Genomic DNA, 13,348 nt, shown 5'->3' with positions numbered 1-13,348 from the left:
AAAGACGGCCATCGATCACGGCACTGCAATCCGGCGTGATGTCAGATTTCGTGGACGTCAAGATCCTCGGCGACAGCGGCGTTGCTGCCGAACGCATCGGCGAGCACGGTAAGCGCGGAGGCCATGTTCCCGGGAGCATCCATGTGCACCCTGAAATGCGTCAGGAGGAGCCGCTTCACCCCCGCCGATTTCGCAAGCTCGCCAATTTCGCGCGGCGTCGGAGTCATTTGGGCCATCAGCGGCTGCGCCGGTTCCCCGTCGAGCCGGTAGCACCAGTGCAGGAGCAGGTCAGCACCCTGCATGAGCGCATTCAGATCATCACAAGGACCTGCATCCCCGGAATAGACAAACGTCTTCGCCCCGCACTCAAGCCGGAACGCCATGCAGGTCAGATGCGGCTGTGCGTGTGGAACGCTGCATGATGACAAGCGCCACTGCCCTGTATCCAGCGCGAAACCGGGGTCGATTTCCGTTATCTCGGGCGCCGGCCACGGCCGCGGCACCTTGCCGCCGCGCGCGCGCCAGACCTCCTGGCTGGGAGCGAAGTCGATCCGGGCACGCAGGTCATGCGCATACGCGCCCTCCGGTCCGAACAGGCAGTCATGGATGTGCTGCAGCGGGCGCGGACCGAACACCCTGAGCTGTTTGCCGCCCATTTCCCAGGCCGCATGCACAAGCCGGGCGTAGTCCATCATGTGATCGGAATGAAGGTGGCTGAAGAAGAGCATGTCGATATCGGCCGGGCTGTGGCCGGCCTCGATCAACCGGCTCACCACCCCTCCGCCGCAGTCGAACAGGATCTTCTCCTCACCCGTTTCGATCAGGTATCCTGACGAGGCGCGCCGGGAATAGGGTTCTGGCGAACCGGAGCCGAGCACCGTCAGTTTCATCCGTTGAGCTCCGGCGGCGGTGTCGCGGCGGGCGCACCGAGTGTCACTGCTTTTTCGCGGCCGCCATAACCCTCGATCAGCGCCGCCTGGTCGGCAAAGGCCTGTTCATTCGCGGCCTCGACATCCACGAGACCACGCAGTTCACCCTCCAGATACGTGACCGTTTCCCGGTAAGCAGGATCGGCGGCAAGGTCGGTCAACTCCTCCGGGTCCGACTTGAGATCGAACAATTCGGGTGGAAAATCCACGTACCGGTTGAGCTTCCAGCGCCCCTTGCGCAGCATGAAGGCACCCGAGACGGCGCCGACGGCGTGATACTGGCTGAGGATCGGACGCTCCGGGTCTACGGGCCGGCCGGCAATAGCCTGAAGCGGCTCCCCTTCGCACGCGAAGTCCAGACCGAAATGCGCGGGGATCGACGCCGACAGATCCAGAAGACTGACGGGCGTGTCACAGGTCGCCGGAGCAATCCCCGGCCCTGCCATGATCATCGGGATGGAAACGCTTTCCTGGTAGAGGTTCGACTTGCCCCACAAGCCGCGCGCGCCGACATTGTCGCCGTGATCGGACGTGTAGACAACAAGGGTGTCCTCACCAAAGCCCGCCGCTTCCAGACCTCTCAGGATCCGGCCGACATTGTGGTCCATCCAGGTTGTCAGTCCGTAATAGGCCGACATGGCGCACAGCCGCTCGGCCTCATCTCGGAACTTGCTTTCCGAATCCGCCATCGCGTTCTGTTTCTCGACCCAGGGATGCCGCACGTAGCCCGTGTTCGGATGCAGCTTCACCTCCGGCAGGCGATCGGCAGGATAAAGGCCGAGATAGTCTTCCGGGACCACGAAGGGAAAATGCGGCGCGACCAGGCCGACATAAAGGCACCAGGGACGCGCCTCTTCAAAAAGCGCTCTTTCCTTGAACCAGCGAACCGTTCTTTCAACCACCGCATCGTCGTAATCCGTGTAGTTGCTGGTGCCCGGCCCGATATAGTCGCCGAGCATCCGGCCCGGCATCTTCAGACGCTCGTCTTCCTGCCGGATCGAGGCCCACACCATGCCGACGCCCCCGGCGACCTGCATTGCAATATGCTCTGTGTCGAAACCTGCCGGATCTTCGTCATGCCGGTAATGCAGCTTGCCGATGCTCTCCACGGGGATACCCGCCTGTTGCAGCGCGTGACCCCAGCCGCAGGGCGTACCGGTGTAGGGCATGGCGTTGTCCCAGAGCCGGTTCTGATGAACGTGTTTGCCGGTCGCGAAGGCAGCCCGCGCGGGAACACAGATCGGCGACGGTGTATAGGCATCGGTGAAACGGACACCCCGTGCGGCGAGCCGGTCGAGGTTCGGCGTTTGCACGAACGGATGCCCGGCAGAGCCCATGGCCCGGGACTGGTGTTCATCCGACATGATGACGAGGAAATTCGGCTGCGTCATATGTCCAGGTCATCCCTTTCTGCCGCGATCTCGAGTTTGTCGAGCGCGCGGTACAACGTGTCGAGTTCCGACTTGCTCATGGTGGACCTCAGCGCGCTTTGGCGCGCACGCATGATCGGCAGGACTTTCTGATAAAGAGCGTGCCCGCCCTCTGTCAGGGACAGGATTGAAATGCGATGGTCCGCGTCGTCCTCGCGGCTTGAAACCAGCCCACGCTTGATCAGGGTCTTCAGGTTCCGGCTGAAAAGCCCCTTGTCGAGCGCCGCCCGCCGCGTGAGTTCACCCGCATGGCTTTCCCCGGACGAGCCGATCAGTGCGATGATGCGCCATTGAATGAGCGAAATGTCTGCCGCCTGGGACAGGATCCGCTGCGCCTGCGTGTTCAGCTTCGCCTGAACGCGCGACAGACGATACGTCAGAAACTGGTGCAGCGGTTGGGCGAACAACGCGTCGGCATCTTCCGCCTGCTGGCTCGGGCTCTTGGTCATGGCAGCAGTTTCACCCGGTTTGGTTGACCCGTCAACTTTAATGTTGACCAGTCAACTAATTTGTGGCTCTCTTGTTCAAACAGGGAGGACAACATGAAAAAAACGCTCAAAGCTATCATGGCAGCCGCATTCCTCACCGTCGCGGGGGGATCTGCCCAAGCTGCCGACTGGACACCGCCTGGCCCCATCAAAATGATCATAGCCTTCGCAGCAGGCGGCGGAGCCGACACCCAGGCGCGGCTCATCGCGGAGGAACTGGAAGCCCGTCATGGCTGGAAGGTCATCCCGGAGCAGGTGACCGGCAAAGGCGGCTTGAACGCCGTCAAGGCGCTGAAAGACGCCCCTGCCGACGGCACCACGATCGGCATGATCGTCTCAGAAACGCTCGGCTACAACATGGCATCCGCGAAGGCGGGCAAGCCAACCGATGTCACTCCGATCACGACGACGGCCGGCACCCAGATGGCCGTCGTTGCGCTCACGTCCAAGGGTTACACCTCCTTTGCCGACGTCATTGAAGCCGCCAAGGGCGGAGAGGAGATCCGCTTCGGCGTCATGACCGGTCTGCTGGGCGACATTGCCTACCTCGCCGGCAAGAGAAACGGCGTCGATTTCAACATCATCTCGGTCCGGGGCGGCAAGGCGGTCATGAACGGCCTCAACGCCGGCGACATGGACATAGGCTTCGGCGCCGGCATTCAGGCCAAGGCCGTCGCGGCGGGTGACATGGTCGAACTCGCGTCGGCAAGGGGCGAGCCGCTGATCAATTCGCCGGATGCACCGCTGCTGTCGGAATTCGGCGTCGAGTTCGTCAACGAAACCACCTTCCTCTTCGCCGGGCCACCCGACATGGACCCGGCCGCGCGCGACGCGATTGCAAAAGCGATCGGTGAGATCGTCACAAGCGACGGCGGCAAGGCAAATGCGTTCATCACAAAGGGATTCGGCGGACCGGTCGTCATCTCCGGCGCAGACCTGGAAACCAGCCTCCAGCAAAGCTTCGACGCATCCGGAGCCTTGATCTCGGTGGTCAACGAATAAACCGACACCCCTTTTGCGGGCGGTCTGATCCCGCCCGCAATCTTTCTTACCGACGGGGGCCGGAACATGCAGAAATCCTCGACCAATCTTGTTCTGGGCCTTGCCTGTATCGTTTTTGCGCTTGTTGTCGCCCTTGTCTGGATTCCTCTCGACACGGATACGTGGCTGGTTGAGCGCTCGCGCGGAAAGTATGTTGTCGGTGACAGTCTAGCGCCCACGCTTGCCGCGGTGTTCATTCTGCTCGCCGGCCTGATGCTGCTGATCGAACGCCGCTCCGAGGAAACGCGCCCCAGCCTGGAAAACCTGAAATTCATCGCGGCGATGGTCGTGCTTGGCGCTGCCTCGATCCTTGTCATGAGATGGGCGGGGCCCGCGGCGGTCGGGCTCTTTCACGGCGATCAGGAATACAGGCTCCTGCGTGACACGCCCCCCTGGAAATATGTCGGTTTCGCGCTTGGCGGCGGCCTCATGGTCTTTTCGATGATCGCCTTCGTGGAGGGCAAACCCTCGTTGCGGGCGGGTCTGATCGCGCTCTTCGCGGTCGCCGGGATCATCATGCTCTACGACCTGCCTTTTGACGATGTGCTCCTGCCTCCGAACGGAGACGTCTGATGAGTGACCTCGGCGCGCTCGACTACATCTGGATGGGGGCTCTCGCGGTCTTTCAGGGACCGGAACTGTTTTCGTTTCTCGGCCTGCCCGTCTCCGTGACACTGGTGATGGTCATGTTCGGCCTGGTCCTCGGGATCGTGGTTGGCGCGACGCCGGGGCTCGGTGGCGTCATCGCCATGGCGATCTCCCTGCCGATCCTGATTTCGGTCTTCGGCTTCAACGCCGACGCCCTGCTGCCGGTCATGGGCTTCCTCATCGGCGTCATGAAAGGATCGACGGTCGGCGGCGCCGTACCGGCGATCCTCTTCAACACGCCCGGAACGCCGGACGCCTTCATGACCACGCTCGACGGCTACCCGATGGCGCGCTCCGGAAAAGCGCGGAAAGCGCTGAAGATCTCGCATTTCTCTTCCGCTTCGGGCGACACGTTTTCCGATCTCGTCCTGATCGTTTGCGCACCCTTTCTGGCGATCCTGGTCGAGGCTTACCTGGACCTTCCCGAAAAGACCGCGCTGATCATTCTTTCGCTCAGCTTTATTGCGGCCGTCGTCGGCGGTTCTCCGGCCAAGGGTCTCCTGAGTTGCGGCCTCGGTCTCCTGGCCGTGTTCATCGGAACCGGCGAGGACTTTTACCCGCGTCTGAGCTTCGGCACCGATGCCCTGTCGGACGGCATTCCGATTACCGCGGCCGTGATCGGCATCCTGGTGCTGGGCGCGATCTTCACCGAGCTCGAAACCCTCTGGCACCAGTCCCGCCGCACGGGTGCGATCGAGATCGTCAAGGACGAGGGCGACCAGCGCCTGCACTGGCAGGACATCAAGCGCATTCTGCCGTTCATCGCCCGCTCCTCGGTCATCGGAACGGCAATCGGCGCGCTCCCGGGGATCGGCTCCACGCTGGCAGCGACAATCGGCTACGCCACCGGGCAACGCTTCTACAACCGGCGCAAGGCTCCCGAAGACCCGGATTTCGGCGAGGGTGCGCCTGAAGGGATTGCGGCAACCGAAGCCGCGAACTCGTCCGTCTCGGGTGCCAACCTGATCCCGGTGCTGTCGCTCGGCATTCCCGGAAACACGGCGGCGGTTTTCCTGATCCTGGCCGCCGAGAGCATCGGCGGTTTCAATCCGGGCCCGGCCGTCTTCAAGTTTTCGACCGACCTCAACCCGGAACTGGTGATCGTCTTCGGGCTGTTCACGACGATGATCATCGCCAACATCCTGAACTGGACCGTTGGCGGCGTTTTCATGCGATCCCTGGGCGTGCTGTCCCGGATCCCGAAACAGCTTCTTCTGCCAGTCGTCTTCCTGCTGACGCTCGCCTCTCTCTACGTTCAGGAAACGGCAATGAGTGCCGTCTGGTTCGCCTTCGGCTTCGGCGTCCTGGGCTATTTCATGAGACGCTTCGGGATTTCCCCGCTCCCCTTCGTGATCGCCTTTGTTCTCGGTAGCCGGCTCGAGGACACCGCGCGCCAGGCGTTCTCCGCCACGGGCGGTGACCCCTTCTTTCTTTTGAAAAGCCCCATCGCCGCGGTCTTCATCCTGGCAGCGGTCGCGATCGTTTTCTTCTCCATCCGCAGTCCCAAGGTTTCAGGCAAATGACCCGTCCCAACATCCTGCTGATTTCAGCCGACCAGCAACGCGCCGACTGCTTCGGCTTCATGGGGCGCAAGGTCAAGACGCCCCATCTCGATCAGCTGGCGCGCGAAGGCACGCACTTTACGGCCTGCATCACCCCGTCCGTGGTCTGCCAGCCTGCGCGCGCCTCGATCCTGACGGGTCAGCTCTGCAGGACCCACGGGGTCCATGACAACGGCATCGATCTCGACCCTGAGATCGGCGAAAAAGGCTGGGCAGGTGCCATGGCGGCCGCCGGCTACCAGACCAGCTATTTCGGCAAGGCGCATTTCTCGACCTATCACACTTACGAGCCGACCGGTTCACCCGAGTGCCTGCGCTCTTCCGCCGACTACCCGGCAGACTGGAACGGGCCCTACATGGGCTTCCAGCACCTTGAGTTGATGCTTGTCGGCCACAACTGGTGGGCGCCTGAAAAGCCGCCCGCCGGACAGCATTACGAACGCTTCTTTCACATGGATGGGAAGGGCGACGAAAAGATCAAACTGATGTGGGAAAACGCCGGCGACACCAAGGACGCCGCGCAGACCTGGCATTCGCGGCTGCCGACGGCCTGGCACAACACGCCCTGGACCGCGGACCGGGCAATCGAGTGGCTCAAGCACGGGCGCGACAACGAAAAGCCGTTCTGCACCTGGGTCAGCTTTCCCGATCCCCATCATCCCTTCGACTGCCCCGAACCCTGGTCCTGGCTGCACAAGCCCGAGGACGTCGATCTTCCCGAGAACCGCACCCGTCACTTCGACGACAAGCCCTGGTGGCACAGGGCCGCGATGGAAAACGATCCCGCGGACCCGAAATTCGCGGACATTCGCAAGCAGTACAGCCGCATCGCCCCGCAGACGGACGAACAGCTGCGCGAGATCATCGCCAACACCTACGGGCAACTGGCTTTCATCGATCACCAGGTCGGACGACTGATGATCGCGTTGCAGGAAGCCGGCATCGCTGACAACACCATCGTGATTTACGTTTCCGATCACGGCGACTGGCTGGGCGATCACGGCCTGATCCTGAAAGGCCCGATGCACTACGAGGGCCTGCTCCGGGTTCCGATGATCGCAAGGGGCCCGGGTATCCGGGCCGGTGCGGCGGTCGACCAGCCGGTGTCGACCCTGGACCTCGGCCCAACCTTCTTTGACTATGGGAGCGCCGATCCTCTGCTCACCCAGCATGGACAAAGCGTGCGCCCGCTCCTGGAAACGGCAGACGCGACACGCGACTTCGCATTGAATGAGTGGGGGCTTCTGCCCGGGCGCGTCGGCGTGGCGCTGGAACTGCGAACCGTGCGCACGCGCACGCACAAGCTGACCATCGACCTGAACTCGGGCGCGGGGGAACTCTATGACCTGACCGCGGATCCATTCGAACAGACCAATCTGTTCGACGACCCGGACGCCGCCGGCATTCGCGCGAAACTGGAAGAGCATATCGCCACCCGCCCGGACGACCTGCGGCCGCACAACACTCCGGTCGGCACGGCGTAACCGGGAGGCACTTCGAGAGCTTCCAAAAAATTAATCAAATCTTCCATTGTCAGATAAACATAGTAATTATGTAACGCACTACTTCTTGTTTGACAGCAGAACATAAATTGTCTGCAATAAATCCACTTGAACAAATAAACATCATCCGTTCGAACGGATCCGGTGAAGAAACAAGAAAGTGGGATGGAGTCGCATGCACTATTTCAGCAAGTCAGTGGGCCTTTCATTGGGCCTCTTGGGTTTCGCCGGCCTGTTGACCAGTGGCGGCACCGCCCAGGAACCCTCCGCGCCGAGCCAGGTGCTGTTCACCAATGTCCACGTCTTTGACGGTGTGAACGAGCAGCGTATCGAGAACGCGAGCGTGCTTGTGGAAGGAAACCTGATCAAGTCGGTCTCCACCGGTGCCATCGACGCGCCGGACGCCGAGGTCATAGACGGCGGTGGACGCACGCTGACACCCGGGTTCATCGAGACCCACGCGCACCTCATGCTCATGGGACCAAGCCTGCCGCTGATGGAGTCCAACACCACCTGGGAAGATTTCGGCATTCACGGAACCAGGATGGCAGAAATGTACCTGATGCAGGGTTTCACCACCGTGCGTGACGCGGGCGGCGGCAATGGAGGCCTGCGCCGGGCCATCGATGCGGGTCAGATTCCGGGGCCCCGATACTATCCGTCGGCTGCCTTCCTCGGCACTCGGGGCGGCCACGCCGACTTCGCCAATTTCACCGCGCCTCCGGGATCGGAAACCAACTTCAGCCGCCTCAACATGGCGCAGGAAGTCGACAGCGTCGCCGACGTCCAGAAATACGGCCGCAACAATTTCCGCATGGGAGCCACCCAGCTCAAATACATGCAGTCCGGCGGTGTCGTGTCCGCCTTCGACCCTTGGCAGCTGCTCGCCGGATCAAAGGCGGAAATCGAGGCAGCCGTCCAGGTCGCAAACGAATATGGCAGTTACGTGATGGCACATTCCTATCGCAAGGAAGCCATCCTGAACGCACTTGAGGCAGGCGTGAAGTCGATCGAGCACGGATTTTCGTTCGACTGCGAAATCGCTGAGGTCATGAACGAAAAGGGTGCTTATATCACAACGAACCTCACCGCATTCGACCCGGGCCTGCTCGACATTCCTGCGGTCGCCAACGTGCCGTCGAGCCTCGCCAAGGCGAAATCGGCTTCCGCAACCTTCGCAGGCTACATCGACAACATGAAAAAATGCCCGGTAAAGCGCGGTTTCCAAACCGACTGCGTCGGCTCCGTGGAGGCCTGCAACATTCAGATCGCCTACGAAAAGCATCTCAACAACGATTTCTTCGGCGCGTACACCTCCATGGTCACGCTGACCTCGACCGGTGGCGAGATCGTTGCCCTCTCGGGTGACTTCATGAACCCCTATCTGGAGGGCAAGCTCGGCGTGATCGAGGAGGGAGCGTATGCGGACATTCTCCTGATCGACGGCAACCCGCTGGAGGATTTTTCCGTTGTCGGCACGGGGGACCAATGGTTCGGCGCGGATCCGCGTCCGGAAAGCCCTGAAACGATCCGCCTGATCATGAAGGACGGCCAGATCTTCAAGAACACGCTGAACTGATCGGGAGCCGGAAAAGATGACTTTTCTATCGCTTGGATCAGTGATGACGTTTGGCCTCACGGGAATACTCGCCGCGCTTCTTGCGCTGCCATGCCATGACACGGCGCTTGCAACCGAGGTTTCCTGGAACGAACTGCCCGACCGGTCCGTGCAGACCTTCGAGGATCCTTACCGCGATCTGAGCGCTGAGCAGCTTGATGCACTTCTGACGATTGTTCGCGCCCGCACTGAGCTGCAAGGCCCGGACCTTGCCGGCAACCGGCGCGCCGGGTTGGAAGAGACCCTTGCCGACGCGGTTGGCGAACTGGAAGCGGCCGGGATCGAGCCGGACTGGCTGATCTCCCAACGCTGGGTCGTTGCCGAGCGGCGCGAGCGGGCGGCGACTGCCGGCAATCCCGATCTCGACGGTTCGCAGGCAACGCTGTCGGGTTTCGTGATCCCGGCGCCACCGGACGCAGAGGGAAGGTTCACTGCTTACCTCGTTCCCGAGCGCGGCATGTGCAGCCACGTGCCGCCGCCGCCGCCCAATCAGCTTTTGAGGCTCGTCTTCGAGGAAGCCTGGTACCCTCAGTTCATCTACGAGCCGGTCAAAGTGAGCGGCCGACTTGAAATCGATCCCTCAAACCGGATCATGCGCGTGGTGGATGGCCCGGTGAAAATGGCCTCGACATTCACCATAGATGTCGCCAGCGTGGAAACGCTCACGTCCCCGAAGACCGCAAAACCGTGGCCCCTTCGGCCATCGTCCGCCGACGATGGCAGGCAGGCTGACCGGAAATGACTGGCCGCTCCCGGACATCGCTGCTGTCGCTCTGCCTCGTTTTCGCTGTAGCGGCAGCGGGTCCGGCATGGGCGGAAGATACGGACCCACCGGGTCTTGGCGGACCAAGTTCCGTCCGCGCGGAGCTCGCGGAGGGCGACGGGTTGACGGACCCGCAGTTCAGATCCCGCTTTCTCCAGGCGAACCTGCCGGCCTGGTTCGGCTTCAAGCAGACCCTGAAGGAAAACGCCAACATTGACTTCAAGATCGACTATCTCAGCCTCGGGCAATGGTCGAACGCGGATGTCGGCCAGGGTCACGCCGCCGGCGGCATTGCGAGGGTATACGGCACCTGGCAGGCGTTTGAGAGTGGCGGTCTCACCGCCAAGCTGGAGCACAGAACCGCCTATACGACCGTCGCGCCGCAATTCTTCGGCTTCGACAGCGGCGCCCAGTCGATCACCGGAACCGCCTTCAACGACATCCAGCTCGCCCTGACCAACCTGTTCTGGACACAGCGGGGACCAAACCGGATCTGGACGGTGCAGGCCGGCCAGATCGACGTCACGGATTTTGTCGATGTCTACGGCCTTGTCAGCCCCTACACTGCCTTCCAGAACCTGGCCTTCAACACCAACCCGACGATCAACGCACCCAATCCCGGCCTTGCCATTGCCGGCGGTGTTCGCCTTCACGAGAACATTTATGCGATCGCGAGCATCGCCGATGCCAACGGCAATCCTGCTGAACCGAACTTCGACGTCTTCAAGACCGGCGAAACGTTCAAGAGCATCGAGATCGGCTACATGAGCAGCCAGGATCGAATCTATTTCGACAACATCCACCTGACCTTCTGGCAAAGCGACGGCGCGGAGGACGGTTCGCGCCGGGATGACTGGGGAGTCGCCGGATCCGCGTCGTGGTTCTTCGACAATCGCTGGATGCCGTTCCTGCGTGCCGGGATCTCACAGGGAGAAGCCGCCCTTTACAAGGCAACCGTCTCGGCAGGACTGGGTTACTACACCCGCCAGACCGATCTCTTCGGCATCGGTCTGAACTGGTCCGATCCCGGAGAGGCATTCCCCGATGATCAGTATACGGCGGAGGTCTTCTATCGCCTGACCGTTTCCCCGAACCTGGCGATCACGCCGAGTGTACAATTGATCGCGAATCCGGCTCTGAACCCGGGTGAGGACAGCCTGGCCATATTCGGGCTTCGTGGGCGGATCGCCCTATGAAGCGTTTCTGGAGCGCCGTCCGGTCGAGGCTGTTCGACAGCCCGCTCCACAGTGAGCTGACCAGCAGGGAAGATCTCGCCGACCGCATGGACCGGACCTCGCGGGCAACGGTGCCGTTTTTCCTGATGCTCTCGCTCAGCGCCGTGCTTGCGACTCTCGGCCTCATCGCCAACAGCACGGCGACCGTGATTGGCGCGATGATCGTCGCCCCTCTGATGTCACCGATCATGAGCACGGCTTTCGGGATCGCCACCTTCGACATCAAACTTGTCCTGCGTGCACTGGTGACGGCGGTTCTGGGGTCCTGTTGCGTTGTGGCGGTCGGCTATTGCGGTGTTCTCCTGGTTGGCGCGCGTGTCGTCGGTCCGGAAATCCTTGCCCGCACCAGTCCGTCCATGCTGGACCTCGTCGTCGCCCTCGCCGCCGGATGCGCCGGTGCGTATGCGCAGACGCGGCCCCGCATTGCCGACTCGATCGCCGGTGTCGCGATTGCCGTTGCCCTCGTGCCGCCGCTGGCGGTGACGGGGATCGGGCTCGCCCTCGGCGACAAGGCGAGTTCGGCGCTCGGTGTCGGCATGGAAGACCTGGGGCTCCGCGATGGCGGTCTTGATATTGCCGCTGGAGGGTTTCTGCTGTTCCTGACCAACTTTGTTGGCATCGTCATCATCGCGGGCCTTGTCTTCATCGTCCAGAACTATGGCGATTGGAAAAAGGGCCTCGCGACGCTGATGGTGATGATGGTCGGGAGCTACGCGCTCATGCCGCCCCTGCAGACCGCACTTTACGAAATCTACGTCAAGAACCGCCTGCTCAGGATCGTCAACAAGAACCTCGATCTCGACAGGGCCATGAACGAAGACCACAAGGTTGGCCGTATCCATTCCGTCAGTGTGGACTACCGGCACGGCCGGGTGCTTGTCTCCGTCGTCATGACGGCGGACCGTGCAGAGCTCGACAGCGCCCAGGCCGGTCTGGACCGGTTCGTGGCCCAACTCTCGCGCGACATAAAGCAGGAGGTCGTGATCCAGGTGGATATCGAAGCCGTCGACATCCATCGTTTCACGGCACGTGGCGATGAAGGCTAGTTGACCTCGCCTCAGTCAGACCGGTTCCCAAGCGGTTTGCATGTGGACCGGATCCAGTCCGCCAGGCATTGCGCTTCTTCCGACAATGCCGCACCGGCGCGATACACAAGGCCATAGTCCGACCCGTCGGGTGAAAAGCCGAAAGGGGCGACAAGGCGGTTGCCGGCGACATCGTCGGCGGCGATCACATAGGGTGACAATCCCACGCCGAGGCCGGAACACGCCGCCTCCGCCATTAGGAAATGATGGTCCATGCCCAGGCGGTCCCGCGGCCGCGGCGCGTCTGGGTTGGCGACGAGCCAACGGTCCCATGCGTCCGGACGGGTTTTGGTGACGAGAGCAACATAGTCGCCCGCTTCGAAACGCGCGCGCATGCCATCCACCATGACGGGACCGACACGTTCGGGAAACAGCGGTTGATATGTCCATCCGTCGTCGAGCGCAAAATCCAGCCGGCGAAGTGCGAGAAACGCGCCATTGCCCTGCACTTCGATGGCACCGCCGCCAACCGACAGGTGAACCTTCACGTCCGGATGCGCGTCTTGAAAACGGCTCAGGCGCGGGATCAGCCACCGCATGGCGACCGAGCGTTCGCAGGAGAGGAGGACCGCGTGGTCCGAGGTTCCCTCCGCGTTTCGGATGGAAGTGATCGTGCGCAGCAAATCGTCGAAGCTGCGCCGGCAGGCATCGCGCAGGCTCTCCCCCGCCGGCGTCAGCACCAACCCGCGCCCCACCTTGCGAAACAGCTTGGCACCGACCGTCTCCGACACGCGCGCGACCCTGCGGCTCACCGCCGCGTGGGTCAGGGAAAGCTCGTCTGCGGCAGCGCGCACAGACCCGTTTCTCGCGGTTGCCTCGAAGGCGCGCAGGTCGTCGAGATAAGGAAGTTCGGATCGTTTCATTGGTGATCTTTTATCACCGTTTTTGGTGAGAAACCATTGCTTGTCTTCGGCGGGAATTGCGCCAGATTGAGAGCCATGAGTTCAAACTGTGCACCGGCGATCCTGCCGCCTGCGGAAAGGTTTCGCAGATCGCAGTATCAGTCCTGGTTTCAAGGAGCGCGCAACGTGACCCCGATCTCTGAAC

General features: G+C 62.0%; 12 protein-coding genes. 8 read left to right on the top strand and 4 right to left on the bottom strand.

Annotation, left to right across the window (positions count from 1 at the left end):
* Window positions 1–41: 41 nt before the first annotated feature.
* The 3 genes from ACO08A_RS16635 to ACO08A_RS16625 are packed head-to-tail and all read right to left on the bottom strand — an operon-like array spanning window position 42 to window position 2,808.
* Window positions 42–890, bottom strand: a complete 849-nt coding sequence (locus ACO08A_RS16635; protein ID WP_422037105.1) for an MBL fold metallo-hydrolase — start codon at window positions 888–890, stop codon at window positions 42–44.
* On the bottom strand, window positions 887–2,320 hold the full coding sequence (locus ACO08A_RS16630) for a sulfatase-like hydrolase/transferase (RefSeq protein WP_422037104.1): 1,434 nt from the start codon (window positions 2,318–2,320) through the stop codon (window positions 887–889). Before ACO08A_RS16630 ends, ACO08A_RS16635 begins: the two co-directional genes overlap by 4 nt.
* A complete protein-coding gene (locus tag ACO08A_RS16625; protein WP_422037103.1) occupies window positions 2,317–2,808 on the bottom strand; it encodes a MarR family winged helix-turn-helix transcriptional regulator in 492 nt (163 codons plus the stop codon). Before ACO08A_RS16625 ends, ACO08A_RS16630 begins: the two co-directional genes overlap by 4 nt.
* Before the next feature lie 93 nt (window positions 2,809–2,901).
* Between ACO08A_RS16625 and ACO08A_RS16620 the strand changes: the two genes are divergently transcribed.
* From ACO08A_RS16620 to ACO08A_RS16585, 8 genes are all read left to right on the top strand, one after another.
* Window positions 2,902–3,849 carry a Bug family tripartite tricarboxylate transporter substrate binding protein gene (locus ACO08A_RS16620; protein WP_422037102.1) on the top strand — a complete coding sequence of 316 codons (948 nt, stop codon included), beginning with the start codon at window positions 2,902–2,904 and terminating at the stop codon, window positions 3,847–3,849.
* A 66-nt stretch (window positions 3,850–3,915) separates the two neighbouring features.
* Window positions 3,916–4,461, top strand: a complete 546-nt coding sequence (locus ACO08A_RS16615) for a hypothetical protein (protein WP_422037101.1) — start codon at window positions 3,916–3,918, stop codon at window positions 4,459–4,461.
* Window positions 4,461–6,059: a tripartite tricarboxylate transporter permease gene (locus tag ACO08A_RS16610; protein ID WP_422037100.1), complete on the top strand. Its 1,599-nt coding sequence runs from the start codon at window positions 4,461–4,463 to the stop codon at window positions 6,057–6,059. The genes ACO08A_RS16615 and ACO08A_RS16610 overlap by 1 nt, the downstream gene beginning before the upstream one ends.
* Window positions 6,056–7,582, top strand: coding sequence for a sulfatase-like hydrolase/transferase (locus ACO08A_RS16605; RefSeq protein ID WP_422037099.1), 1,527 nt, complete (start codon window positions 6,056–6,058; stop codon window positions 7,580–7,582). Before ACO08A_RS16610 ends, ACO08A_RS16605 begins: the two co-directional genes overlap by 4 nt.
* A gap of 193 nt (window positions 7,583–7,775) precedes the next feature.
* Window positions 7,776–9,179 carry an amidohydrolase family protein gene (locus tag ACO08A_RS16600; protein WP_422037098.1) on the top strand — a complete coding sequence of 468 codons (1,404 nt, stop codon included), beginning with the start codon at window positions 7,776–7,778 and terminating at the stop codon, window positions 9,177–9,179.
* 16 nt (window positions 9,180–9,195) lie between these two features.
* The gene (locus ACO08A_RS16595) at window positions 9,196–9,960 is read left to right on the top strand and encodes a DUF3299 domain-containing protein (protein ID WP_422037097.1); all 765 of its coding nucleotides are present in this window, start codon (window positions 9,196–9,198) and stop codon (window positions 9,958–9,960) included.
* On the top strand, window positions 9,957–11,177 hold the full coding sequence (locus ACO08A_RS16590) for a carbohydrate porin (protein ID WP_422037096.1): 1,221 nt from the start codon (window positions 9,957–9,959) through the stop codon (window positions 11,175–11,177). Before ACO08A_RS16595 ends, ACO08A_RS16590 begins: the two co-directional genes overlap by 4 nt.
* Window positions 11,174–12,262 carry a DUF389 domain-containing protein gene (locus ACO08A_RS16585; protein WP_422037095.1) on the top strand — a complete coding sequence of 363 codons (1,089 nt, stop codon included), beginning with the start codon at window positions 11,174–11,176 and terminating at the stop codon, window positions 12,260–12,262. Before ACO08A_RS16590 ends, ACO08A_RS16585 begins: the two co-directional genes overlap by 4 nt.
* An 11-nt stretch (window positions 12,263–12,273) precedes the next feature.
* On the opposite strand, the gene ACO08A_RS16580 is transcribed toward ACO08A_RS16585, so the two are convergent.
* Window positions 12,274–13,164, bottom strand: a complete 891-nt coding sequence (locus ACO08A_RS16580; protein ID WP_422037094.1) for a LysR family transcriptional regulator — start codon at window positions 13,162–13,164, stop codon at window positions 12,274–12,276.
* Between the last annotated feature and the right edge of the window lie 184 nt (window positions 13,165–13,348).

The organism is Roseibium sp., assembly GCF_965232425.1.
Lineage (GTDB): Bacteria > Pseudomonadota > Alphaproteobacteria > Rhizobiales > Stappiaceae > Roseibium.
This window is presented reverse-complemented; position numbering and strand designations above follow the sequence as displayed.

Coding starts and splice junctions, on each gene's coding strand:
- ACO08A_RS16625 (WP_422037103.1), bottom strand. CDS start 2,808: ATGACCAAGAGCCCGAGCCAGCAGGCGGAAGATGCCGACGCGTTGTTC.
- ACO08A_RS16590 (WP_422037096.1), top strand. CDS start 9,957: ATGACTGGCCGCTCCCGGACATCGCTGCTGTCGCTCTGCCTCGTTTTC.
- ACO08A_RS16605 (WP_422037099.1), top strand. CDS start 6,056: ATGACCCGTCCCAACATCCTGCTGATTTCAGCCGACCAGCAACGCGCC.
- ACO08A_RS16595 (WP_422037097.1), top strand. CDS start 9,196: ATGACTTTTCTATCGCTTGGATCAGTGATGACGTTTGGCCTCACGGGA.
- ACO08A_RS16610 (WP_422037100.1), top strand. CDS start 4,461: ATGAGTGACCTCGGCGCGCTCGACTACATCTGGATGGGGGCTCTCGCG.
- ACO08A_RS16635 (WP_422037105.1), bottom strand. CDS start 890: ATGAAACTGACGGTGCTCGGCTCCGGTTCGCCAGAACCCTATTCCCGG.
- ACO08A_RS16620 (WP_422037102.1), top strand. CDS start 2,902: ATGAAAAAAACGCTCAAAGCTATCATGGCAGCCGCATTCCTCACCGTC.
- ACO08A_RS16580 (WP_422037094.1), bottom strand. CDS start 13,164: ATGAAACGATCCGAACTTCCTTATCTCGACGACCTGCGCGCCTTCGAG.
- ACO08A_RS16615 (WP_422037101.1), top strand. CDS start 3,916: ATGCAGAAATCCTCGACCAATCTTGTTCTGGGCCTTGCCTGTATCGTT.
- ACO08A_RS16630 (WP_422037104.1), bottom strand. CDS start 2,320: ATGACGCAGCCGAATTTCCTCGTCATCATGTCGGATGAACACCAGTCC.
- ACO08A_RS16585 (WP_422037095.1), top strand. CDS start 11,174: ATGAAGCGTTTCTGGAGCGCCGTCCGGTCGAGGCTGTTCGACAGCCCG.
- ACO08A_RS16600 (WP_422037098.1), top strand. CDS start 7,776: ATGCACTATTTCAGCAAGTCAGTGGGCCTTTCATTGGGCCTCTTGGGT.